General features: G+C 45.6%; 26 protein-coding genes. 11 read left to right on the forward strand and 15 right to left on the reverse strand.

Translation table 11 applies throughout. The annotated features are described in order from the left end of the window. Nucleotides 1-87 precede the first annotated feature (87 nt). The gene (gene mnmC, locus AC0L6N_RS15085; RefSeq protein WP_473475586.1) at nt 88-2,205 is read left to right on the forward strand and encodes a bifunctional tRNA (5-methylaminomethyl-2-thiouridine)(34)-methyltransferase MnmC2/FAD-dependent 5-carboxymethylaminomethyl-2-thiouridine(34) oxidoreductase MnmC1; all 2,118 of its coding nucleotides are present in this window, start codon (nt 88-90) and stop codon (nt 2,203-2,205) included. Nucleotides 2,206-2,226: 21 nt separating this feature from the next. On the opposite strand, the gene AC0L6N_RS15090 is transcribed toward mnmC, so the two are convergent. From AC0L6N_RS15090 to AC0L6N_RS15100, 3 genes are read right to left on the reverse strand one after another with little or no spacing between them, the layout of a single operon-like run. Then, nucleotides 2,227-2,538, reverse strand: a complete 312-nt coding sequence (locus AC0L6N_RS15090; RefSeq protein ID WP_473475588.1) for a YfcL family protein — start codon at nt 2,536-2,538, stop codon at nt 2,227-2,229. 33 nt (nt 2,539-2,571) lie between these two features. Further along, complete coding sequence (locus AC0L6N_RS15095; protein WP_473475590.1) at nt 2,572-3,708, reverse strand: ATP-NAD kinase family protein; 1,137 nt, start codon at nt 3,706-3,708, stop codon at nt 2,572-2,574. Next, nucleotides 3,708-4,340: an elongation factor P hydroxylase gene (locus AC0L6N_RS15100; protein WP_473475592.1), complete on the reverse strand. Its 633-nt coding sequence runs from the start codon at nt 4,338-4,340 to the stop codon at nt 3,708-3,710. Before AC0L6N_RS15100 ends, AC0L6N_RS15095 begins: the two co-directional genes overlap by 1 nt. Nucleotides 4,341-4,488: 148 nt before the next feature. On the opposite strand from AC0L6N_RS15100, the gene AC0L6N_RS15105 reads away from it, so the two are divergent. From AC0L6N_RS15105 to AC0L6N_RS15120, 4 genes are all read left to right on the forward strand, one after another. After that, nucleotides 4,489-5,226: a CBM9 family sugar-binding protein gene (locus AC0L6N_RS15105; RefSeq protein WP_473475594.1), complete on the forward strand. Its 738-nt coding sequence runs from the start codon at nt 4,489-4,491 to the stop codon at nt 5,224-5,226. 69 nt (nt 5,227-5,295) lie between these two features. Then, complete coding sequence (locus AC0L6N_RS15110; RefSeq protein WP_473475595.1) at nt 5,296-6,153, forward strand: DUF8198 family protein; 858 nt, start codon at nt 5,296-5,298, stop codon at nt 6,151-6,153. Nucleotides 6,154-6,159: 6 nt separating this feature from the next. After that, the gene (locus tag AC0L6N_RS15115) at nt 6,160-6,624 is read left to right on the forward strand and encodes an acyl-CoA thioesterase (protein WP_473475597.1); all 465 of its coding nucleotides are present in this window, start codon (nt 6,160-6,162) and stop codon (nt 6,622-6,624) included. Nucleotides 6,625-6,637: 13 nt separating this feature from the next. Further along, complete coding sequence (locus AC0L6N_RS15120; protein ID WP_473475599.1) at nt 6,638-7,915, forward strand: retropepsin-like aspartic protease family protein; 1,278 nt, start codon at nt 6,638-6,640, stop codon at nt 7,913-7,915. Between the two features lie 105 nt (nt 7,916-8,020). On the opposite strand, the gene AC0L6N_RS15125 is transcribed toward AC0L6N_RS15120, so the two are convergent. Continuing rightward, entirely contained in the window at nt 8,021-8,878 is an 858-nt protein-coding gene (locus tag AC0L6N_RS15125; RefSeq protein ID WP_011576127.1) for a PA4780 family RIO1-like protein kinase, read from the reverse strand. 451 nt (nt 8,879-9,329) lie between these two features. Here AC0L6N_RS15125 and AC0L6N_RS15130 point away from each other — a divergent pair, with 451 nt between their 5' ends. Together AC0L6N_RS15130 and AC0L6N_RS15135 are read left to right on the forward strand one after the other, a co-directional pair. Next, entirely contained in the window at nt 9,330-10,166 is an 837-nt protein-coding gene (locus tag AC0L6N_RS15130; RefSeq protein WP_473475601.1) for a hypothetical protein, read from the forward strand. A gap of 132 nt (nt 10,167-10,298) precedes the next feature. After that, nucleotides 10,299-11,195 (forward strand): DapH/DapD/GlmU-related protein, encoded by an 897-nt coding sequence (locus tag AC0L6N_RS15135; RefSeq protein WP_473475603.1) that lies wholly within the window; start codon nt 10,299-10,301, stop codon nt 11,193-11,195. Nucleotides 11,196-11,340: 145 nt separating this feature from the next. On the opposite strand, the gene arsB is transcribed toward AC0L6N_RS15135, so the two are convergent. The 4 genes from arsB to AC0L6N_RS15155 all read right to left on the reverse strand — a co-directional run bounded on the left by arsB (nt 11,341) and on the right by AC0L6N_RS15155 (nt 14,100). Continuing rightward, the gene (gene arsB, locus AC0L6N_RS15140) at nt 11,341-12,396 is read right to left on the reverse strand and encodes an ACR3 family arsenite efflux transporter (RefSeq protein ID WP_473475605.1); all 1,056 of its coding nucleotides are present in this window, start codon (nt 12,394-12,396) and stop codon (nt 11,341-11,343) included. A gap of 13 nt (nt 12,397-12,409) precedes the next feature. Beyond that, nucleotides 12,410-13,144 (reverse strand): arsenical resistance protein ArsH, encoded by a 735-nt coding sequence (gene arsH / locus AC0L6N_RS15145; RefSeq protein ID WP_473475607.1) that lies wholly within the window; start codon nt 13,142-13,144, stop codon nt 12,410-12,412. Next, nucleotides 13,144-13,614 carry an arsenate reductase ArsC gene (locus tag AC0L6N_RS15150; protein WP_473475610.1) on the reverse strand — a complete coding sequence of 157 codons (471 nt, stop codon included), beginning with the start codon at nt 13,612-13,614 and terminating at the stop codon, nt 13,144-13,146. The genes arsH and AC0L6N_RS15150 overlap by 1 nt, the downstream gene beginning before the upstream one ends. A gap of 141 nt (nt 13,615-13,755) precedes the next feature. Then, entirely contained in the window at nt 13,756-14,100 is a 345-nt protein-coding gene (locus tag AC0L6N_RS15155; RefSeq protein WP_473475613.1) for a metalloregulator ArsR/SmtB family transcription factor, read from the reverse strand. A 238-nt stretch (nt 14,101-14,338) separates the two neighbouring features. Between AC0L6N_RS15155 and AC0L6N_RS15160 the strand changes: the two genes are divergently transcribed. Then, the gene (locus tag AC0L6N_RS15160; RefSeq protein ID WP_473475615.1) at nt 14,339-15,376 is read left to right on the forward strand and encodes a mechanosensitive ion channel family protein; all 1,038 of its coding nucleotides are present in this window, start codon (nt 14,339-14,341) and stop codon (nt 15,374-15,376) included. Between the two features lie 7 nt (nt 15,377-15,383). On the opposite strand, the gene AC0L6N_RS15165 is transcribed toward AC0L6N_RS15160, so the two are convergent. Next, nucleotides 15,384-15,875, reverse strand: coding sequence for an RNase H family protein (locus AC0L6N_RS15165; protein ID WP_473475618.1), 492 nt, complete (start codon nt 15,873-15,875; stop codon nt 15,384-15,386). A gap of 125 nt (nt 15,876-16,000) precedes the next feature. Between AC0L6N_RS15165 and AC0L6N_RS15170 the strand changes: the two genes are divergently transcribed. After that, entirely contained in the window at nt 16,001-16,498 is a 498-nt protein-coding gene (locus AC0L6N_RS15170) for a YcxB family protein (protein ID WP_473475620.1), read from the forward strand. Nucleotides 16,499-16,510: 12 nt separating this feature from the next. Here the strand turns inward: AC0L6N_RS15170 and AC0L6N_RS15175 are convergent, their stop codons facing one another. From AC0L6N_RS15175 to AC0L6N_RS15190, 4 genes are all read right to left on the reverse strand, one after another. Beyond that, the gene (locus tag AC0L6N_RS15175; protein WP_473475622.1) at nt 16,511-16,885 is read right to left on the reverse strand and encodes a hypothetical protein; all 375 of its coding nucleotides are present in this window, start codon (nt 16,883-16,885) and stop codon (nt 16,511-16,513) included. 186 nt (nt 16,886-17,071) lie between these two features. Then, nucleotides 17,072-17,431, reverse strand: coding sequence for a hypothetical protein (locus AC0L6N_RS15180; protein WP_473475625.1), 360 nt, complete (start codon nt 17,429-17,431; stop codon nt 17,072-17,074). Between the two features lie 451 nt (nt 17,432-17,882). Further along, nucleotides 17,883-18,728: a MipA/OmpV family protein gene (locus AC0L6N_RS15185; RefSeq protein ID WP_473475627.1), complete on the reverse strand. Its 846-nt coding sequence runs from the start codon at nt 18,726-18,728 to the stop codon at nt 17,883-17,885. Nucleotides 18,729-18,882: 154 nt separating this feature from the next. Continuing rightward, nucleotides 18,883-19,407, reverse strand: coding sequence for a DUF1439 domain-containing protein (locus AC0L6N_RS15190; protein ID WP_041714019.1), 525 nt, complete (start codon nt 19,405-19,407; stop codon nt 18,883-18,885). 258 nt (nt 19,408-19,665) lie between these two features. Between AC0L6N_RS15190 and AC0L6N_RS15195 the strand changes: the two genes are divergently transcribed. Further along, on the forward strand, nt 19,666-20,937 hold the full coding sequence (locus tag AC0L6N_RS15195; protein WP_473475630.1) for an O-acetylhomoserine aminocarboxypropyltransferase/cysteine synthase family protein: 1,272 nt from the start codon (nt 19,666-19,668) through the stop codon (nt 20,935-20,937). A 155-nt stretch (nt 20,938-21,092) separates the two neighbouring features. Then, on the forward strand, nt 21,093-21,479 hold the full coding sequence (locus AC0L6N_RS15200) for a DUF2306 domain-containing protein (RefSeq protein ID WP_473475632.1): 387 nt from the start codon (nt 21,093-21,095) through the stop codon (nt 21,477-21,479). A 108-nt stretch (nt 21,480-21,587) separates the two neighbouring features. Here the strand turns inward: AC0L6N_RS15200 and AC0L6N_RS15205 are convergent, their stop codons facing one another. Further along, nucleotides 21,588-22,670 (reverse strand): alkaline phosphatase D family protein, encoded by a 1,083-nt coding sequence (locus AC0L6N_RS15205; RefSeq protein WP_473475635.1) that lies wholly within the window; start codon nt 22,668-22,670, stop codon nt 21,588-21,590. 10 nt (nt 22,671-22,680) lie between these two features. Beyond that, nucleotides 22,681-23,880, reverse strand: coding sequence for a phosphoglyceromutase (locus tag AC0L6N_RS15210; RefSeq protein WP_473475637.1), 1,200 nt, complete (start codon nt 23,878-23,880; stop codon nt 22,681-22,683). Nucleotides 23,881-24,018 lie beyond the last annotated feature (138 nt).

Raw genomic sequence — 24,018 nt, forward strand, 5'->3', positions numbered from 1 at the left:
GTATAGACCGTTTGGATTGTCCAAGCAGTTACCTTAAACTATCGTGCTTTTGAAGACTAGCCCAAGCATACGTGGAGACCCAAACGATTGACCATTAAAACAGCAGATATTCAGTTTAACGCTGATGGCACGCCAATCGCCACGAATTTTGATGACGTGTATTTTTCATCTTTTGACGGCGCCGCAGAAACCGAATATGTTTTTTTACGCAATAATCTGTTGCCTCAGCGTTGGCAGCAATGGTCAAAGCCTAACTTTGTTATTGCTGAAACAGGCTTCGGTACTGGGCTTAACTTATTAGTGACACTGGCTGCATTTAAACAGCATTTGGCTCAACACCCTGCCAGTACATTTACCTTGCACTATATCAGTACGGAAAAATTCCCCCTCACCCATACAGACTTAGTCCAAGCGCTTAATGCTTTTGTTCAATTTGAAGATGACGCTAAGGCATTAATTGCTCAATATCCTATGCCACTCGATGGTTGCCATCGTATGTCTTTTCTAAACAACCGCGTCATTGTCGATCTATGGCTAGGTGATATACATGACTCATTACCCCAATGGCACACCAATGAAAACGGTTTAGTGGACGCCTGGTATTTAGATGGGTTTGCCCCCAGCAAAAACCCACAAATGTGGTCCCCCCAGCTGTTTGAACAAATGGCCCGCTTAGCCAGTGACGACTGCACCTTCGCTACCTTTACCGCTGCTGGTTTTGTTAAGCGTGGCTTACGTGATGCAGGCTTTAAAGTAGAGAAACGCAAAGGACACGGCCGCAAGCGAGAAATGCTTGCAGGCATTATCGCCAGAGAGCCTGAAACGAAAGTCAATCGTCAGCAAGCCCGTTATTATCAACGCGGCGCTTATGTGAATCCTACGTCTGTAAATACTCGCTGTGCAGAAAATTACGCGCAAACGGCTTTAGCGAGTAAGTCCAAAGTCGCGATTATCGGAGCCGGTATTGCAGGGGCTAGCATGGCCTACGCCATGGCGAAAAAAGGCTATGACTGTGATATTTATTTTAACGATGCGGCCCCTGCACAAGGCGCATCGGGAAATCCTCAAGCCGGGTTTTATCCACAACTCAATGTGGATGCGAGCCATGCCAGTCAGATTAATGCTCACAGTTTTGTGTATGCCGCCAACCAATATCGACAGCTTCAGTCTCAAGGTTTTCACTTCGCGCACCAATGGTGCGGTGTGTTGCAATTGGGTTTTAAGCCTGCGCTAGCAGAGCGTTATGCAAAACTGACCGAAAGCCAATTATGGCCCGGTGAGCTAGTAAGGTATGTTAAGCCTAGCGAAGCCGCACAATTAGCCAACTGCGAGATGCCATACAGTGGTTTGTTTATGCCACTCGGCGGTTGGATAGATCCAGCACAACTGGTCGATGCCCTATTCGATGCTGCAGCGAAATTGAGTCAGGTGAGGTTATATAGCCATCATGCACTCAACGGCATAGAGCAAAAAAATGTCTCAATTACCGCGCAAGAGAACACACGCTGGCAATTACATTTTGAAGCGTCAGAGGCCACTTCTGGAAAGAATAAAAATACTAGCTTAGCCCAGGCTGACATTGTGATTTATGCCACCGGTGCACAAAGTCATGACATAGCAGCGCTCGCGGATTTTCCTCTGCGCATGGTGCGAGGCCAAGTTGAAGCGGTGCCGGCTCAAACGGCGCTTAGTAAATTAAATACCGTGCTATGTCATAAAGGCTATTTAACCCCGGAATATAACGGCCAGCATGCGCTAGGCTCAACCTATGTGAAAAATGATTTAAGCACTGATTACCGCCTAAGCGAGCAAGACAAAAATTTAGCCACCCATTATCAATCACTGTCAGACTGCCAATGGGCGCAAGAAGTGGTGGGGAACGCACAAGGCCGAGCAGCAGTGCGTTGCAGTTCACCGGATCACTTACCTTTGGTGGGGGCATTAGCAGATATTGAGAAGCAAAAGAAAGAATTAAGCGATTTGTACAAAGCCCTGCCCTTAAGCTATTACCCAAAAGGCAGCGATATTAATAATGTGTTTATGCTAACAGGGCTAGGCTCTCGTGGGTTAACTACGGCGCCGTTAATGGCTGAAGTACTCGCCAGCCAAATCAGCGGACAGCCACTGCCAATGGCAAATGATTTACTAAACACCCTAAACCCGAATCGTTTTTTAATTCGCCAGCTGATCCGCCGAGAAGTTTAAGCGAGCGCCCTTAGTGATTATTCAGCGACTCGCTTTTGCAAATAGGCTTTCCCATAACGCCGAGACTTGAACTTGGTCTTGGCCTTCGACTTCATTGTTGGCGTAGGCTTTTTCTAAACTGGTTTGCATATAGGTATCAATCGCGTTTAGCGAATAGTCATCTAATGCTAATGCATTACTCGTTACTAGGGAGAAGTGTCCCGTCAAGTAGCTGGCAATAAACAACTCTTGGTCGCTGCCATCAACGACCACACCATCAAGGTAGATTTGCGTTGAATCGACAAATTCATCGAATCTTTGTTTTGCTGCATCACTGTTTACTGATCCACTCATATAATCTGTTCAAGTCCTGTCGTTAGCTAGTCATTAAAATTTAGCGATGGGGTATAACACCTGATCTTTGTAACCTGTAGTCACGCTGATCACGCCCGCCAACTGAGCATCAAGCGTGATATCCCCAGTGTCTGCGATTAAAGGCTTACCCTTTAGGCCTTGTAATTTGCTTTTGGTCGCCACGAGCAACAGGTTGTCACGACCAATTTTTTTGAGCACCTCAGGGCTAAGCTGCTGATTACCTCGGCCGAAGATATGTCCTTGGCCACCAATTAAGGTGATAACTAAGGTGACGGGTACATGTGAAACGTATTCGAGCAAAGTACTGGCAGTCACATCATGGGCAACAACCTGCTGATTTTGCACAATATCTACGCCAAGTAAGGTGTTCTCTAAACCTAACTCCTGCATAATGAAATCAACAGTTGAACCTGAGCCCATCACAAATAGACGCTCTGGGTGCTCGTCCATGAATTCAATCACATGCGCGGCGATATCAGCCAACACTAACTCGTCAGATTCCTTGCCGCCCATTTTCACCGCTTGGATATAGTGAAGTTCACTGGGCACACGCATTTCACCATACTGACGGGCATTGACTCTGCCTTGGCGAAAGAGTGTTTCGTCTATGTCCATGACATCAGCGTCTTGCAAGGTGACAATTTCGCCGTTGACCATCATAGCTACCACACGACCTGCCGCCTGCGGCGTGACAGCGTATACCCCTGAGTGAATTTTGCAGCCTGCAGGCACACCCAGCACGGGTATTGACTCACCGACAATATGGCACACATTGCGCGCTGTACCATCGCCTCCTGCAAACAGGAGCAAATCCACGCCTTGTTGCTGTAAGACGTGCACGCAGCGCTCGGTATCTTCCGGTTCGCTTTGAACGGCTGCTTGTTGATACACCACCGTGTGTTCGAACCCCATATCGGCCACGAGCGCTTCGCCCATTTCACCCCCGGCGGTATAGATATGCACATAATCTCTAACCCCCAGCAGTTCTTGTAATGCTAATCGAGTTCGGCTATTTGCCAATTTGGTCGCACCTAGGGCGAGTGCTTTGTCTCGAGTTTGTGCCCCGTCGCTACCTTTTAATGCGACGCTGCCGCCAATGCCTGCAAAGGGATTGATCACTAAACCAAGCTTAAAATGCGTCATTGTCATTACACCGCAGCCTCAGTCACAGTGACACGCCACTCTTTGGGCAAACTAAACTTAGCTGGCGTTAATGCCTCGGTAGCATAGAATGCTGCAAGCGCATCAATAAATAAGGACGCTCGCGGGGGGAATCCATCTCGTAAATATTCTAATACTTGTTGCTGCACATTTAAGGTGAACGCTTTGGTATCGGGCTCAGCACCATTTAAGTTATCAGTACTGACACGAAACGCTTTATTAGCTGCCACTGAAAACGCCCATTCGATAGCTTGAGGTTTAATTTCTACCTGCTCGAATTTTTTCTGCTCGGCTTCTGTTCGCCCATCCGGGCAATACCAGTAACCATAATCGTTTAACATACGACGCTTTTTTCCGGCAATACACCAGTGGGCAATTTCGTGCAGCGCACTGGCGAAATACCCATGGGCAAAAATCACTTGATGGTAATTGCACTGCTCATTGGCAGGGATATATTCAGGCTCGCCAGCGCCTTTGATCAAGCGGGTATTTTCGCTTTGATTGAAGGCAGCATCAAATAGCGCAATGACATCTTGGTATCGATGTATTTCTGCGCTGATATGACGACAACTCGGTTCATTGACATCGTTGGAATGTATGCAGGCGTTAGCGGTATTCATAGGGGGCGCATTCTACCTAACCCATGACCATAAACTCAAGCGGCGAAACGCCCTATTGTGTTAACTCGTACTTTACGTCAAGCTAACCTAAGCATATGTTTATTGTTTTCTATTTTCTGTTTTTTCATATCACGAACAAGGACTTACCATGTTTTCACGCCTAGTAAAATCACTGCTGATGGCCTCAACATTTGGCGGACTATCGCTTTCTGCCCATGCATTCGACGTAAAGTACACCCCACAAGCGCCTATTATTGATGGGCATTCAGACAATGTTTGGCAACAAGCACAATGGCACGATATGCCTTATTTAATGGACGGCACGTTACCAGAAAAAGCAGATTTTTCCGGCCGCTACCGTCTGCTATGGGATGAAAACTACTTGTACCTACAAGCCGAGATTACCGACGACCTGCTGATCGACACCCATGCTGATCCCTTGGTACAATACTGGGATGATGACGCACTAGAAATATTTATTGATGGTGACGCATCAGGCGGTAATCACCGCTTTAATCACAGCGCATTGGCCTACCACATCGGCCTTGATAACCAAGCAGCAGATATTGGCGACGATGAAAAGGCGCATTTGTATAACGAGCATGTAAACAGCACCTGGAAGCGCCAATTAGATGCGCCCAACACAATATTGTGGGAAGTGGCCATCAAGCGTTATCCCAACAACTACACTGATGCCAACCCTAAAGCGGCAATTCCCCTGAAGAGCGGCGATGTGATGGGCTTTATGTTGGCTTACTGTGATAACGATGGCAGCGAAGTACGTGAGCATTTTATGGGGTCTCATGATTTTGCTGAGCAAAACGGTAGCAAAAACTTGGGTTTTATCACCGCTGACGTCTTCGGTAAAATCACATTGAAAAAATAATGTCTTCTCGTAATTCAGCGCTTGTTAAAAAGACGCGCGTCAAGATTGACTCATTGATTGTGTTATCTAATGCCTGATTTAGTGGCTCAGGTTTCGCGTCATTTACACGCCGTGCAAACGCTGCAAGAAATGGCGTTAGACGCGAAACTGTTACCCCTCATCCAAGGGGTACAGGCATGGCAAACTCTGCGTATGCAAAGCACCCATCAAGCGCACATCAACAATCCTGATACGGCGCCTGCACTGGCTTTTTTTGTTGAACAAATATATGGCCCAAAGGATTTCAGCCAGCGAGATGCGGATATAAAACGCGTGGTACCAAAAATGCACAAATACATGCCCAGCAAAGCGTTGCTCTCATTGGAAAGCGCTTTGCGTTTACACGCATTATCTTATGAGTTGGACTACGTCTTGGCGCTCGAACTCAAAAAGCATGTAACAGCCGCTAACCGCCAATTCGTCACACCTAATCAAACTGACGCCAATAAGCGCATCATAATTAATCAGCAAACGTATGCGGCGGCTTTTGTCAGTGGGCACAATGGGCATTTACGCCAAGAGCAAATAAGTTTGCTTAAGGAGCTTGGTAACAACTTAAGTGACGCGGTAGCGATTAAAGGCGTTGCTATGATGTTGGCCCTGTCAAAGCACCCTGCTCGTATGAAAGGCTTGCAAACATTGCATTTATTTTTACAAGACGGTTACAAAGCATTTAAAAAGATCCCTAACAGTCAGACCTTTATGCGCGAAATTATCAGCAAAGAAGCACATCTTGTTGCGTTGTTGTTTACTAAGGAGGAGTGTACTAAGGAGAAGTGTACTAAGGAGGTGTTTCCCAAGGAAGTGCTTACTAAACAGCAGCTTTCCCAACAAGGTACTAACCCATTACCTTGTATTCCCAGTATTGAAATTTTACTTAAGAGCTAATCGATCATGTCAGACTCCCTAGATCTCCTTCCGTGGCATTACCCAAAGCCTTTTGTGTGCCAATGGCAGATAAGCCCTGAACAAATTGACCATTACAACCATGTCAATAATGTGGCCTATGTCAGTCAATTAGAGCGCACCGCCTGGGCCCATTCAAATGCACTAGGTCTGAGTATCGAACAATACCAAGAGCTAGACAGAGGTATGGCCATTAGCCGCCATGAGATTGATTATCTGGCAGCGGCCGTATTGGGCGATACGCTAGCTTGTGCCACATGGATTGTCGCCTGTGATAACAAATTAAAACTCGCTAGGCAGTTCCAGTTTATTCGCCTAAGTGACGGTTTAACCATGCTCAATGCACGCACCGAATTTGTGTGCATAGCATTAAGTTCCGGTAAGCCAAAGCGCATGCCCAAGGTATTCTGTGATACCTACTTTAATGCCATGCTGGCGTCTCAAACAGAGTGAAGGCATCAATGTCATGACTAAACTCAATAGCGCACTGCTCTTGGCTTTATTGGCTTCAATTTTTGCTAACGTTTATCAGTACCTAAACGGCCACGAACAAGTACCCGTGCCCCAGTCAGAACAGAGTCAAATTGAATCACGCCGATCTGATGCGCTAGCGCATCAGCAAAGTAAAGACACCCAGCAGCTAAATGAACAGCTAATTGAGCAGCTAAATCAAGACACTCAACCTCACTTTTCTCAAACACCCAACATCCATGAACCAAGCATTGAAACCGACTCAAGAGTAACAAAGAAACCAACCACACCAGCAAGCGCTGAAATGCAACGCGGAGTACCAAACACGACACGCTTCAAACCAGATAGGCGTGTAGCCTATTTGGCCCAGACTCGGCGCTGGCTTGCGGCGCAGGAGTACGCCAAATTAGATGCCTTTTTCCCGCTATATCTACGCCAATACCCGCAAGATGTTGAGTTTTTGTTGCTAGAAGCCGAATATATTGCACATACACATTTGCTCAGTGATGCCATCATTCATTACCACGGCATGCTCAGTTTACCCTTGAGTCATGCACAGCAAACTCAGGTGCAAAACACCATTTCACGCTTAACCAATGAAACTATCAACCAGTTAAAACAAGCCTACTCATGGGATATATTGGCGCAATTTGTTGAGCCCTTATTACAAGTAAGTCCCACCAGCCGTGAATTAGTATTAGCGTTAGCCACAGCATACGCACACCAGCAGCAAGCGGGGTTAATGGAAAACACCTTAGCCTCTATTCGCTATGAAGACCCTCAAGCCATGCAGATACGCGGAATTATTCAACAATACGATGACGAGGTGAACGCACAAAGCGATAGAGCCACCAAAGCAGCTAACGACAATCCACGTAAAAATGTCCCCGCAGGTGTTACGTCAATAGGATTACGAAAATATGGCGATCAGTACGTAGTTGAAAGCCGCTTAAGCGGCAATCAAGTCCACTTTTTAATTGATACGGGCGCATCCACTACCACCATTTCAAGACAAAAATTCAAAACACTATTTAAATCAGTCGCCACTAAATTTGTTGGCCAATTTAACGTGCAAACTGCCAATGGCACCGTACGCTCCCCTATGTACCAATTCGCTAGCCTGGAAATTGCAAAGGCGAAAGTAAAAAACATCAACGTGATGGTATTGCCACTCGATGAGCTAGGTCACAGCGATGGCTTATTAGGAATGAATTTTTTACGAGAGTTTGATTTTAGAATAGATCAAAAAAATGCCCTGCTGCATCTGCAATAGGCGCCTTTCCTTAAGCGCCGCTGCTGAAGATAGTAAGCTGTGCTATTTATATTAATGAGGTTAAAAGCTGTTGTCAGTTATCTGACGGGAAATGGGTAAGGATCCCTAATCTTCGTCACTAGGGCCTGCGATGCGTGCTTTACGCTCTTGTTCTTCTTCAAACGCGGCTTTGATTTCTTCTAAAACAGTATCGACATCCGCTTCATCATCTGGGAAATCGAAATGCCCAGTTAACTGGGTATCTGCTTCAAGCTCACCTGCTTCAAACAAAGCCCACATTTCTTCGGCGTAATGGCTGTTTTTAAGCTCTGGGGCATATTGTGCGTAGTACTCAGTCATATTGCGCACGTCGCGCTGTAACATGCTAAACGCATTGTTATTGGCTGCCGCATCAACCACTTGGGGCAAATCGATGATCACGGGGCCGTAAGCATCGACCAAAACATTAAATTCTGACAAGTCACCATGCACCAAACCGGCTAATAACATGCGCATCACATACACCATCACAATGGCGTGATCTTCTATGGCTTGTTCAGCAGGCATAGTCACATCATTTAAACGAGGCGCCACATCGCCTTCGTCATCGGTGATCAACTCCATTAGCAATACACCGTCATAACAGCCGTAAGGCTCAGGCACACGAACCCCGGCTTTAGCCAACGTAAATAAGGCATCTACCTCAGTGTTCTGCCAAGCGTCTTCTTGCTGCTTACGACCGAATTTCGAGCCCTTTTCCATGGCACGGGCACGGCGGGTGTTGCGCACTTTACGCCCTTCTTGATATTGCGCCGCTTTTTTAAAACTGCGCTTCATCGCTTCTTTATACACTTTGGCGCAGCGGATTTCGTTACCACAGCGCACAGCATAAACGGTGGCTTCTTTACCGCTCATTAGCTGATAAAGCACCTCATCAACGAGGCCGTCATCAACCAGAGGTTGTATTCTTTTAGGTATTTTCATGGCGCCGTTATACAGCAGTTAAGGCTTGCTTGGAATAGCAGCAAAAATTTGACATACATTTACTCAATGAAACACCTTAGACAAGAAATTTGATATGGATTGCGAACGGATGTTCGACGACGCTCAACACTGTGTTTTATCGCGTTTGTTTACCGTATTTTTTCAACGTAATTTAAGCCTGAAAACAACATAAAACACACCTTACGACGGATAGATTAATCTGCTAATGTTGCAAATTCAAGTGCTTAAATCTTCTCCCCTTAAAAACGTTATACCTGTATCTAACAAACTGATTTAACGAGCGCTTTTCGCGCACAATCGTATATCAGTGTAAAGGTTGTCATTTTTCATTTTAGCGTCATTTACGCCCAAGAGCCCTTTGAGTGTTGCCCGCGTGCACTAAGTGCTATGCTGCATACTCGGCTCAGTTGTTTACGCCATTAGGAACCCAATGAAATTACCCTGGTTACGTCGTTTAATGTTTATTAGTAGTGTGTCATTTACTTGTTTTAGTTTGGCACAAGTCTCCTCCCCTCATGTATTGGAACAAACCACAGGCCTTAAGCGCTTCGACGCGTCGCACCGTCTATCCGGAGCGGATAGCCGCAGCACAGTTGACATAAAACAGATGCATGTTGGTGACAACGCCCTTGCCAGTGCAATATCGCTTTATGACCAAGGCGCTAAATTACATCACATCGCCGGCAGCAGCCGCAGTGACAAAGTACGTTTGAGTTTTTATCAGCCCTATCAAAACTCCCGTTTAGAACAGCGCCTAGCGCTACATTTTAATAAATTCAATGGCTTTATTACTCAAATCAATAGCGTGTATACCGTTGAAAGTGCTTATGTGGGCATCAAAGACGTACTCAAAGACGTGTTGGCCTCAGCGGTTACTAAGTATGGTGAGCCCATTAGCCTTGCCGATGCGCGCACGCAAACCAACCTGACGCAAGATGAGGTGCCGCTTAGCAACTTTATTAAGACCCTTGCCCCAAGAGAAGATGTAAAAAACGACGTCATCGCATTCTTTGAAGACTTACGGGTATCACGCAGTGCCAAATTTGTGGCTGACGACGCTGGTCGCGCACTGTTACAAACTGGTTTTAACCGTTGTTATCTTTGGCAAACAGACAGCTACAACGAAATACTCACCTTGTGTTTCTTCCCACCCAATGCAGCCAACTCGGCCAACCGAGGCGTTGAGTTACAACTAGTCGATTTTGCCGTGCAGAAAAAAATTGCTGCGACAGAAAAAATCAAAAACACACTATCACTCAGTTTATAAACGATGACGGGTCTAAACAGGGCAAGAATCCTCTGTAAATTATAATTTATAAGCAAAAGGGGGCTGTCAATTACGTCGTTTCACGCCATAATTCGCCCTCAATTTTTAAACTATCGACACTAGGAAAGATAAATGACTGTAAAACGTATTGGTCATCGCTACATTGATGCCGCCAGTGGTAAAACGTTAGATGTGTGGTTTCCCCGCGCGAACACCCAAATTGCACGTAGCTGTCTTGCGCAAAAGGTTGGCGTGATCAACAGCGATTTCGTTGAAGTTGAACTTGAAATCGACGGCGCACCACAAAACATCGAAGACGCTTACCTGCGTTTACATTTATTGTCAGAAGGCGCAGTAACACCTAATAACATCAACTTAACAGGCATTTTTGGTTTACTGACTAATGTCGCTTGGACGTCTGCAGGCCCTGTATTACCCACTAAAGTTGATGAGTTACGTGCCGCGATTGCCAGTGAACATCATCATTTAACTGTCAGCTCAATTGATAAATTCCCACGTATGACCGACTACGTTATTCCTGAAGGTGTGCGTATTGGTGATGCTGATCGCGTTCGTTTAGGTGCACATTTAGCTTCTGGTTCAACGGTCATGCATGAAGGATTCGTTAACTTCAATGCAGGTACCTTGGGCAGCTCTATGGTTGAAGGGCGTATTTCACAAGGCGTAGTAGTCGGCGATGGCTCTGATATCGGCGGCGGCGCATCGACGATGGGCACGTTGTCTGGCGGCGGCAAAACCATCAATGCAATTGGTAAAAACAGCATGGTTGGGGCGAACGCTGGTATCGGTATTTCATTAGGTGACGACTGCATCGTCGAAGCGGGCTTGTATGTCACAGCTGGCACGAAGGTCACCACACCAGATGGCAAAGTAGTGGCTGCTCGTGAGTTATCCGGTATGAACGGCTTATTGTTCCGCCGCAACAGCCAAAATGGTGCAGTGGAAGCCATTGTCGCTGATCCCGCTAAGTGGGGCGGACTAAACGCCAGCTTGCATAGCAACGACTAAACGTTTGTAGCCCAATCTAATGAGCACACTTCATTGCATGGCTCTTCAACGGTAGCTCTTTAACTGGGCGGCAGAAAAAAAAAGCCAGCTGATATCAGCTGGCTTTTTTGTACGTAACCGTTTATTTCACTTACAAAACACGCTATCAAGCAAACCACTCACGGGTGCGATTCGCAAAATACACCAACGATAGCATCACAGGAACTTCTACCAACACCCCCACCACGGTCGCCAGCGCAGCCCCGGAATGCAGGCCGAATAAAGATATTGCTACCGCAACGGCCAATTCAAAGAAGTTAGATGAGCCAATCATACTCGCTGGCGCTGCCACATTGTGAGGCAAGCGCATTTGCTTGGCTGCATAGTAAGTAATGGCAAAAATACCGTAGGTTTGCAGCAATAACGGAATCGCAATCAGCACAATCATTTGTGGTTTGTCTAATATGGTTTGCGCTTGAAAACCAAACAGCAGCACCACAGTCGCTAACAACCCAATAATTGACCAAGGCTTTAACGCGCCAACAAATTTCGCTATGCGCACGTCACCGTCTTGTACTGCGCCTTGTGTAATATCAGCGGTATCATCGTGGCTTTTATTCAGCCAAGAGCGGGTCATCGCACCGGCCACCAATGGCAGTAACACGTATAAGACCACTGAGATAATCAAGGTTTCCCAAGGAACTTGAATATCACTCATACCCAGCAGTAATGCGCTGATGGGAGCAAACGCAAAAATCATGATAATGTCGTTTACCGACACCTGAACCAAGGTGTAGTTAGCATCTCCTTTCGTCAGTTGGCTCCACACAAACACCATAGCCGTACATGGTGCTACGCCAAGTAAAATCATGCCTGCGATATATTCATTTGCGGTTTGCGGGTCAACCCAATCCGCAAAAACACCTTTGAAAAACAACCAGCCTAGGGCCGCCATAGTAAATGGCTTAATGAGCCAGTTGATCACTAATGTCAGTACGATCCCTTTGGGTTTGCGCCCCACGTCTTTGATCGACGAGAAGTCGATTTGGATCATCATAGGGTAAATCATCAACCAGATCAGCACCGCCACGACCAGATTGACGTGGGCGTATTCAAGCCCTGCCACCACGGCGAAGAGATCAGGAAATACGCTTCCCAGCACAACCCCGGCGGCAATGCTTAGTGCAACCCAAACAGATAAATAACGTTCGAATAAACCCATTTTTTTGCCTCCCTTAAATAGAACGTTGGTTAACGCGCTGACTTAATTGCTCTGCATTTTCGACTCGCTCTGAATAACGATCAACCAAATGATCTTTATTATCCCGCGTCAACAAGGTGAACTTCATCAGCTCTTCTAATACGTCTACAATCCGATTGTAATAGGATGACGGCTTCATGCGGTTGTCATCGTCAAACTCCATAAAAGCTTTTGCCACAGAAGACTGGTTCGGGATAGTCAACATGCGCATCCAGCGGCCTAGCACGCGCATTTGATTCACTGCATTAAACGATTGAGACCCACCGCTGACCTGCATAACGGCCAAGGTTTTACCTTGTGTTGGGCGAACGGCTCCTACCGATAGTGGCACCCAATCAATTTGGCTTTTTAGAATGCCAGTCATTGAGCCGTGACGCTCAGGTGAGCACCACACTTGCCCTTCTGACCACATCATTAAGTCGCGCAGCTCAACCACCTTAGGATTGGTCGCATCATCACCATCTGGCAATGGCAAGCCGGTGGGATTAAATATACGTGTTTCAGCCCCCATGGCTTGTAAAATTCTGGCGCTTTCTTCTACTACGAGTCTGCTGAACGAGCGCTCGCGCAATGAGCCATACAACAACAAAATACGTGGCTTGTGGGCAGACGACTCAGTGTTAAATTGCGCAAAATTTGGAGCACTGAATGCCTCGGCTTGCACGTTTTCAGGTAAGGTACCTGAGTTTACTATTTTGATATCAGTCATTACTGAGCTCCCAACGCTTGAAATGCTTCGCGTAACGCTTCTTGGTCTTGGGTATCAACATCGACATTGAGCATGGCATTTACGCGCTGAGTAATTTCATCAATGGTGACGCGAAATGCCTGCGCTATTTCATCTTCGCTACCGGATAATTTAGACGGATCAGCTAAGCCCCAGTGTACTTTGACACTTTTGCCAAACCAAAGCGGGCACGTCTCGCCCGCTGCGTTGTCACAAACGGTGATCACCACATCAGGAGCAAAATCTTCAAACTCGTCCCATGATTGACTGATCAATCCTTCGGTGCTGATACCCGCTTCTTGTAAGTATTTAATAGATAATGGGTGTACCTCACCTACCGGTTGGCTGCCAGCGCTTTGCGCCTCAATCTTGCCTTGGCTAGCATGGTTAGTGATCGCTTCTGATAAAATGCTACGGCAACGGTTGTGGGTACATATAAAAAAGACTTTCAAGGTGATCCTCGCTTTGCTTTTAGGGTAAACACATCATTCAAACAAAATGCCGTTGTCAGCAGAGCTATTTCTTAAAGCACCGCAACTTTTTGTTATGAATAAGATTCGATTCTTTTTATGAACTAATCTCGTTATTCGCAGCTAACAACACTCGCTTTGCTTGGCCATGTTCAAATTGGTGATGTTGTCATTCAAAAAGGCTTCTGTGTTGTGCGCGGTCAGTTCAAGGACTTTCATCGCCCATTCTGGCAATTTAGGGTTAACCGAGTAGTACACCCATTTTCCTCGACGCTCATCAAGCAGAATATGACATTTACGCAAATCAGCGAGATGGCGTGACACCTTAGGTTGGCTCAACTCTAGCGCCGTAATGAGGTCGCACACGCACAATTCTTTTTCAAGATAGATCAACATCAGTGCTTTAAGGCGCGTGTCATCTGACAAACATTTGTAAAACGACAAGGGTGACAAAATAGGGGTAGACATAAAAACGCTCCGCTTTTTAATATTCGACAAATCATATATATGTTTTGTCGAATGTCAATTGACTATTTTTCGATTTAACCCAAGAAAAGCCACGGCATTATTGAAGTGATTAGGGGCGCCGGCGTACTTTGGTGATAACTTGATAGGACTGTAAAAGTGAATCCACTGGAAATCAGTCGTAAAATCAAGGTATAACAAGATATGAACTTTCGATAACTCAGATTATTTCGGACCCGCCATGCCTTTAAGTGACACCTTCATCAGCGATTGGCTACCAGTTGTATTGACCTTAGTTTTCTTTGGTTTGCTGACCTGGCTGGCTCAAGTCTTCCTGTTCAATAAACTCAAACACACAGGGGACGAAAATATTTTCGCCCGTCAGCTTGGTATGTTAATGCTGATGTTGATTGGCCTTGTCACCGTGGTGATTATGCTTCCTATATCCGAAAGTTTAGAACTACAGATTTTAAGCTTAATCGGCTTATTGCTTTCTGGTTTACTCGCCTTCTCCTCTACCACCTTGTTCAGCAATTTAATGGCGGGGGCGTTATTGCGCTTCACTCAACCCTTTCGCACTGGGGATTTTATTAGTTTTGACAGTAATTTTGGCCGAGTGACTGAGCTGGGGTTATTTGATTGCGAAATTCAAACGCAAAACCGAGAGTTGGTATCGATTCCAAACAGCTTGCTGATCAATAAACCCGTTAGCGTGATCCGCCGCTCTGGCACCATTATAAGTGTTGAGTTGTCATTGGGCTACGACCTGCATCACAGCAAAATTGATGAGCTACTATTGCAAGCCGCAAAACAAGCCGGACTAGAAGACCCATTTGTGCATGTCACTCAATTGGGTGATTTTTCGGTCAGTTATCGTGTTAGCGGCCTGTTAGTAGAAGTGAAAAACCTACTGACGGCTCGCTCAAACTTACATCGCCATGTACTTGATTGCCTTCACGACAATGACATTGAAATTATGTCGCCAAATTTTGTTAGCCAACATGCGGGCCCAGATGTGGAGCGAAAAATCGCCCACTCACCCGCATTTAACCAAGTACAAACAGAGTCTACCGCAGAAGACATCGCATTTGATAAAGCCGAGCAAGCTCAGCAACAAGCCAATGATAAAATTGAGACATTAGCAAAAATAAAAAGCTTAGAAGAGCAACTCACCCATGCCGAGAAAGACCAACGTCAAGCGATAGAAAAGAGTATTGACCAACTTAAACAGAAATTGGCCGAAATCAAAGATGTCGTAGACGTACCGGAGGATGACTAATCCACCACTAACGAAGCGCATCTCGCAGTGAACGCCTAGCGGCCTTATCGACTAGAGTAAAGCGCTGAGCGATTTCGTCTTTATCCCGAGAAGGCTGATGCCCAGCCACTTTTACAAAATCACATTTAATGTTGTCCGTGAACCGATAAAGCGCTTGGTAAAGTAGGTAGTGAGATAAACGTTTATTTTTACTCGAATAATAATCGTTCTTTTCAAGGCGCGTGCGACGTTTAGGTAAACCTATGATGTTCTGCGAATCCGTATACACAGTTAACTCTATGTCTTTGGTGCAACCAAGTTCAGTGATTTCACCGAGCGCCCATAGTAAGGTTTGTAACTCTAGCTGAGTCGAACTGGTCTGCTCGAAACGCTGAACCTTTATCTGCTTTTGTAATTCTTTTAGAGGTGAATGCTCAAGCGAGGAAAGAAGATACGCACCATAACCCACCCGAGTTTGGGTATTCACACTGCCATCGGTAAATAGACTCAAGCGTTGCATATTGGATCGTGTATAGAGCACATACGTATATTCGTTCGCCTTCCAGTGTGAAAGCCAATGAAAACAAGTATCAAGGTAAGCCACATCCCGATACACTACTTTTTTAGATTGATTTATAAAAGCCAATGACTGCGCCCTTTAGTTACTCAACAAGCTACGTATTAGATAAAAGCCATTTCATAGAAACTTACGATGCATCAGCTCCGTCAGTCTCCCCGAAAAAAGCGTACACCATCGCGGTTTTATTAGGCCTAGCAGGGCTAATGCTGCTTATGCTAACGCCGGTAGATCCATTTGTCGCTTGGTTTATTGTTGCCTTAGGAGGGCTTGAAGCTTTCAGCGTGCGCTATAAAAAAGCCTGGTGGTTGGGCAGGCAATTAATCAGTAAGGCAGCCAATACACAACTTACATTAACGGTAAACGAAGAAGGTGTCAGTAGCGAATCAATACATATTAAAAGCACGCTCCTGTGGGCTGATATCACCAACATTGAAGCCACCGACAACGGTTGGTTGCTGCACCACAAAGGTGGCAAAAACTATCTTTCCGCCAGAGCCTTATCAGAAGAAGCTAACACATTTTTGGTAGCAAAAGCTGAAATGATTAACCCCAACGCAAAGTAAAATAAACGCTGCTTAGTCCTTAATAAACAAGCTGTTGCGCTTGGCATACATCCAAGTCAATAGGAGAAATACTAAAGTGACTGCGCCGCACACTAACTCAAACTGATCGCCCAATACTTCACGATATTTCTTAGACCAAAACAAAGCGAATAAGCCATGTGAAGTAAGCAAAAAGCCACACCAAAAATTCACCCTTTTTGCCCAATTTGTTTGCGTTAACCCATACCAAGCCAAGTTACCTAGAAGTACAGTGACCACCAATAATACGCTAGGGATGATGTAATGCTTACCAATCACGAATGTTTGCAGTACCGCTAAGCCCGCCAATAAAGCCAACAGCGCCAAAAACCAATCTAAAGAATTTGCCCAACTAAGTGATTTTTTCATGCTGTCTGCCTTTTATTTTTATTGTTCGCTTTATCCTACTGTAAAACCAAACAACAAAACCAGTATATAAAACCGATATAAAGACAATTGTGGATAAGACATAACACTTGAGTGACTTAAACTCATAAGTATCGGCTCAAGAGCATGAATAGCTCTGAGCACCTATTATTTTCAAGCTAATCCCTATTATTGTTTTACCAACATCACTTTTGTTCCTTTATCACTGAGCATACAGTCACGCTCTATGTCACTAATTTTAGTGTCAACTTTTGAATCAAACGCACCGGTCGCAATGGCCGCTCGGCTAGTGAACTCCCCCAGAATCACGTTTAATAAAATGGAGGTTGGCAGCACAGACGCCACCCCATTAACTAGTTTTTCACTAGCGGTTGTTTTATGGGATTCAAGTGAGGCGATATGCCCGTGCGCTTCCTCGCAATCTACTGCTTTATTTAAATGCTCTGCAGCCAATTCATGGCGCTTAACTGCTGAAGCACAACCAGACAGTACTAACGCGGAAATAGGGATTATGAGTAGTGCTTTCATTGAAGTTAGTCGCCTGTTTAGTAATGAACCAAGTCAGTTTAGACAGGTTATTTTTCAAACAAAAGGGCGTGACGGCCAATGTTAACCAATAGTGATAAGTCACATACTTTCGTGATAATTATGAGTGTATTGCGACGGGTAACAAATAGATGCTTTCTAAAAACTAGGCGAGAAACATCGTCGAAATTTCATCTCAACACTTAGCCAAAGGCTATTAATCCCCAGATGCTAGCTTCTCGGATGCCCGGCTTTGCCTCACTGGCGAAAACACACGCCCAGTTACTTTTTAAGGCTGACAACTCGCTCAGTAAAGCCTAAAGGCAATACCGAGCAATACTTAGCAAGCTAAAGTGGTACGCTCAAAATAACGCTGGCCTTTACTGCATCATGAACGATTACACAATCAAATAAGCTAAGCGTTCGCGGTATTCAAATGCTCAAGCCTGATTGCTCAGAACTTATATAAATAAGCGAACATCAGCCTGTTTTCAGTGGAGCTGTCCACTAACGGGCTGTCTTTAATTTCATCACCAAGACTGATAATACTGGCATCAATGAAAATCGAACTCTGTCTGCTAAACAAGTATGCTGTGCGTAGGCCTAGTTCAATGTTTATCGTTGAATCGCCACTATACGCTTGTCGCTCTGAGGTCGCTTCATTGGCACGCACGCCGTATTGGTAATCCACGTAGCGTTCATCTAGCCAGGTGGCAACAATTCTCGGTGATAACATGACTTGCTGGCCGAGCATCCATCTTTTATCGAGCCCCAAGCTAAAGGTACTACCATCTCGGTCGCCTGAAACGTCACTCGTCCATTTAGCGCTAACATTAACAACAGGGGTTTGCCACTGGGCTCTGGCGCCAATCACAAAGCCACCATCACGTTCGTCCATGCCCTGCAGAATTGGCGTATCTTCAATATCGTCATCATCATATCCGCTAAAGTCATAGCCAGCTGATAAGGCAAAAGCGATGCGTTGCGCATCATTTATTTGCAGGCTAGGTAGCTTAACGTCTAGGTTCGGTCCAAACCAACGGATATAGCGATTTTCATAGCTGATAAATGGGATAACATTGGTGTTTCTGTCGATGTCTTTTATGCCTAACTGTTGGCTAAAGGCGCCGCCCCCTATTCCCCACTGGGACTTAGTCGATTCTGGTTGTAGACCTGTGCGCTCGCTTGGGGGAGTTTGTGCAGAAACAGGAGCACACAACCCCAAAGCAAAAGCGAGCACACTAACGGAGCACAAGCTTTGCTTAGATAAGCTATAAAAAGGTAAAAATGCGAATGACATTCGTGATTCTCCAGTAGATTTTAACATTCGATGTACGCTTTACAGCCAAAGCTACACGCATAGGTAAATTGACTATGCATGTGTTCGAATGATGACAGCGCTGCCGCTTTGCAGTAAGAGGCCTCACCGTCCGGTAAAAAGCACTCACCGTGCATTAAAAAGCACTTAAGGTGATGATCAGCTTTTTGTCTTTCACCTCGAGTGATTCTAACGTCGCTTTGGCTAATTTTTGCTTCAAGTCGCCATCATCCAACACGTAAATAGGTCGCGACGCTAATATGGTACCGACCACAGATTGCAGTAATTTTCTGATGTCGTTTTGCTGCTTGTCTGACACTTTGTTCAGGTTTAGCTCCACCAATTTGGCGTTGGTAAAATACAGTGCGCCTTGCTCCTGATTATACGCTAGGCTACCGGTAATATATGAGCTGCCTGAGCCACTATATGTGCCCAAGGCACTGGCTTTAATATTCGCCCCAAGGCCAATTTCATTGGTCTCATCTAGCAAGTTCAGGCGCGGCTCTGATAAGGTCATAGTGACGAAAAACTTAGTTCTGGTCATCGGCATGATAGAACTCACCATCTCTTGCAGCTCAGCCTCGGTAAACTCATGCGTATAAGCCTGCGCTTGAGTGCAGCTCACACTAAGAAACAGGATTAAACTAATAATAAACTTCAAATTTCACCTCGTGTTGACGCTTGTTATTCAGCGTTGCTCTTGAGTTAGGACTTCAGGGATAGACGCGTGGGGTACTTCTTATCCCTAACAATAACCCAGTTTTACATCATTCGATGACGTTAGGAACAACAATCACTATCGCGGTTCTAATTTAGCGCAGAAAATTCTGATAAAGGTGTCATTTTTGGAGAAACATTTGGTAATGTGAATGAATTGATAACGTAATTTAGCAAGCGACTTTAGAAGAGGAGATTGAGCATGAAAAAGGAAACTATCTGTATCCACGAAGGGTACGAAACCGATCCCACAACAAAAGCCTGTGCGGTACCCATTTATCAAACCGTTGCCTATGAGTTTGATGATGCCCAACACGGCGCAGACTTATTCGATTTGGCCGTGCCTGGCAATATCTACACGCGCATTATGAACCCCACGTGGGACGTGCTTGAAAAACGTGTTGCTGCGCTCGAAGGTGGCGTTGCAGCGCTGGTCGTTTCAGCAGGCAGTGCTGCTATTAACTACGCTATTTTAACCATCGCTGAAGCGGGCGATAACATAGTGGCCACCCCGCAGCTTTATGGTGGAACCTACACGTTATTTGCCCATTTACTGCCCAAGCAAGGCATCGAAGTACGTTTCGCAGAATCTGATAAAGCCGAAGATTTAGCGAAATTAATGGACGACAAAACCAAAGCGGTATTTTGCGAAACCATAGGTAACCCAGCGGGCAATATCGTCGATATCGAACCTATTGCCAATATGGCACATGAGCACGGCGTTCCCTTGATGGTGGATAACACTGTGGCCACACCGGCACTTTTAAACCCGATTGAATACGGTGCAGATATTGTGTTGCATTCGTTGACGAAATACATGGGCGGCCACGGCAATTCGTTGGGCGGTATCATTGTTGATTCAGGTAAATTTCCATGGGCTGAGCACAAAGAGCGCTTCCCTATGCTTAACGAGCCTGAGCCTGCTTATCACGGCGTAGTATATACCCGGGAGTTTGGTGCCGCGGCGTTTGTAGCGCGAGCACGTACTGTGCCCCTTCGCAATACAGGCGCTGCTCTCTCCCCGATGAACGCTTTTATGTTAATGCAAGGCATGGAAACACTGCCCCTGCGGATGGAGCGTCACTGCGACAACGCCATAGCCGTAGCCGAGTACTTAAAAGCCCATCCGAAAGTAGAATGGGTGAGTTATGCAGGCCTTGAGGGCGATAAGTATTATCCGATGGCCAAAAAGTATTTTAACGGTCGTCCTTCATCGTTAATGACGTTTGGTATTAAAGGCGGTTTTGAAGCAGGCGTTAAGTTTTACGATGCCCTTAAATTGATTAAGCGTTTGGTAAACATCGGCGACACGAAAACACTGGCTTGTCACCCAGCCTCAACCACCCATCGCCAGCTAAATGAAGATGAGCTAAAAAGCGCTGGCGTGAGCCCAGAAATGCTGCGCTTGTGCATAGGTATTGAGCACATTGATGATATACAAGCTGACCTAAAGCAGGCGTTCGACGCAGTTTAACGTCAGCTTTTTGTGCACTAGCCCATTGTTTTCAATCACAAAACAGTGGGCTTTTTTGTATTTAGGCTTTTGTTTTTAAGTAGATGTCATTATGATTCTGCTTCGAATTTAAGTCCCCTAGAAAGCACCCCCATTGTCCAAGGAACAGGAACAACATGACGTATGTACAACTTGCCTACTTTCACCTCGCCACTGTAGTACCGGCCTTTTTGATTGGCACCTATTTATTGGCCAATCGCAAGGGCACACCAACCCATCGTCTGCTGGGTAAAATATATATGAGCTTGATGCTCGTTACTGCCATTATCACGCTTTTTATGGCCGCTGTGGTGGGCCCCGTACTGATTGGCCACTTTGGATACGTACACCTGTTTAGCCTGCTAGTACTATACGCCGTACCGAGTGCCTATTTCGCTGTACGAAAAGGGAATATTGCGAAGCATAAACGCAGTATGATCCTGCTTTATGTGGGGGCAATTTTGATTGCCGGGGGCTTTACCTTTACCCCCGGCAGAATGATGTATGACTGGTTTATAGCTTAGTGATTTAGCCAACATATTAGGCTGACGAACTCGATTAACACTGCAATTGCCACTGGCTCAGTTATCCCAATGAGCCGTCGAGCCAACAATATGGAGTATGGACTTTGGTTAATGCAGTGACAGCACCTGCTGCATTTTCACTTCGCCAGTATCGTCTTTTACACTCATGGTGACGCGCACTGCCTTTTCGTCAAATTGGATGTCCAATACGCCGTAGTTTGCTTTTGAAAAACTGCTACCCACACGGTGTTTATTCGGGCTAACTTGTTTCCACTCTTCTGTTAAGCCTGACGAGGTCATCTCCCATAACGATGTGCCACTTTTTCGCTTAACTTGGCTCAGTTCGCTCCAATGCGTATCGCCACTGACAATCACTAAATTGTTAATCTCCAAAGAATCTAACATGCTGAGTAAGCGCTGGCGCTCTTGGGGAAAGTTAGCCCAAGACTCCCAGCCACTAAATTCGGGTAAAAGCTGCAAACTTGAAGCTAAAATGCGCACATCAGCTGTTTTTTGTAATTCCTCCTCTAACCATGCCCACTGCTTATCACCCAGCATTTTGTGGCTAGGATCAGTATGCGGCACATAAGGCCCCTGGTTGTTCGGTTTCTTCTTCAGCATATATTCTACGCGAGTCACGTGTTTTAAATCGTCTCGATTCCAGCGTAAATCTGGCATGATGACTTGCACGCGATGGGGAGTGTCACCATAAAAGTAACTGGTATAAATACCGTCATCTCGGCGGCGCCTAATACTGTCTTTTGGCTCATTAAAATAGTCGAGCATAATCTGCCGAGAAGCCTCTTTTTGTGGATATGCTTTGCCTGCATCATTTTCACCAAAATCATGATCATCCCATATACCAATGGTTGGCGTGCTCGCCAGCATTTTTTGCATGCCAGGCGTTGACCATTGTTTTTTATACTTTGCTTCTAGTTCAGCCATGTCTTCAGTATCACCGTAAATATTGTCACCGAGGAGCATAAATAGGTCGGCATGCTCTTGTAGCATAGGCTGCCAAATTGGCTGGACTTTGTCTTGATGCAAGCACGAGCCAACGACCACTTTAAAGCTCTGGCGACTGGGGTTCATTTGTGGTGACGTTTTTTGCTCAGCTAACGCACTTAGGCTAACTAGGGCAAGCGTCGCAATAAGTGACATGAGAGGTATCATCTGAATTCGGCTTTTCATATATTTATAATCAATTTTTAATAGTTTCATTGTGAGCTTGTTTGGGTTTCAAAATAGGCAAGGCTTCACCTATTGGCTCGCCATTGATTTTGGCATATTCATCAGGGTTTTGGTCTAACAATATTAACGCCGTCGCAGCGATTTGATTTAGCCCGTAGGTTTCACTGTTGATCACCTCTCCCGTTGGCTGGATATCAGGCCCTAAAGCAGCCATCCACACTTGGTTCGAACCTGCTATGCCTTCTTTATGCTTGGCTAGACCGCTCAAATACCCCTGAGTTGCTTTTGGACTTGCGTGGTGTTGCCACGTTTCGATGCTATCCCCACGACCGTGATCAACGGTTACCAGTAAATTAGTGTTACCTTGGTATTTAGGTATGGTTTGCAACATACCCCATAAGCGTTCAATAAACACATCGCTTTGATGTGCAGAGCGCAAGTATGCTGGGTAATCTCCGTCGTGGGCGAAGTCATCTGTCTCACCGAGTGCCACATAAATCACGCTTGGTTGTTTGGCTTGAATATACTCTTGGGCAAAACCCACGGTGAATGCATCAAGGCGCACGTTATGCCATGGGCTGGGAATGTCTTTTTGTAGCTCATTCAACCATTTCGCTTTGGCGCTTAGCCCGCTCCAGTCGGCTGGCATAAAGCCGGCATTTATCGGCAGTTTGCTGCGCTCTTGATTGATGATGGCAGGAAACACATCCCAACTGCCAAATGCAGCCACATTGTTTTGATGGCTTTCTTGCTGATTAAGCCACTCTAAAATAGTCATATTTGGGTTTGCTAAGGGGTTGTTTGAATCAATGCGCTCGTCCGCTTTGCCGGTCAGTATTTCGTTGTAACCAGGATACGAAAACCACCACGTGTTGCTGACCTCCATAGCCGATTGCTTATCTCTATTACCTATCACTACTCCTTGCTTTTCCATAACATTCCACAAAAACGGCATTAATTTGTCACGCCTCTCGCTTGCTGTTTTTGCACCTAGATCGTGGCGGATAGATTTTCTGTGCTTTTCAAATTCAGGCTGAGCTAACAGATTAGCGTCATAGCCGCGAAAGACCTCTTGCCAGCGTAAACCGTCGATACTGATGATAAGGAGATTATCCGCAGCCCGAACAGGTGCGCTGAGCGTTAAGATAAACAAGGCCTGACATAAAATGACTATTTTCATGATGGATTTAACAGGTTGATTGAATGACATAAACGTTCCTTAAAGCGATGCTGAGACTCTGTTTGCTCGTTATTTGTTACTGCTTGCTCGTTTCGATATTTGTTTCGACACTCGTTTCGCGACTCGTCTTAATATACGAAAAAGGCGAGCCGAAGCTCGCCATTTCTA

The sequence above is a fragment of the Paraglaciecola sp. G1-13 genome, from assembly GCF_055809255.1.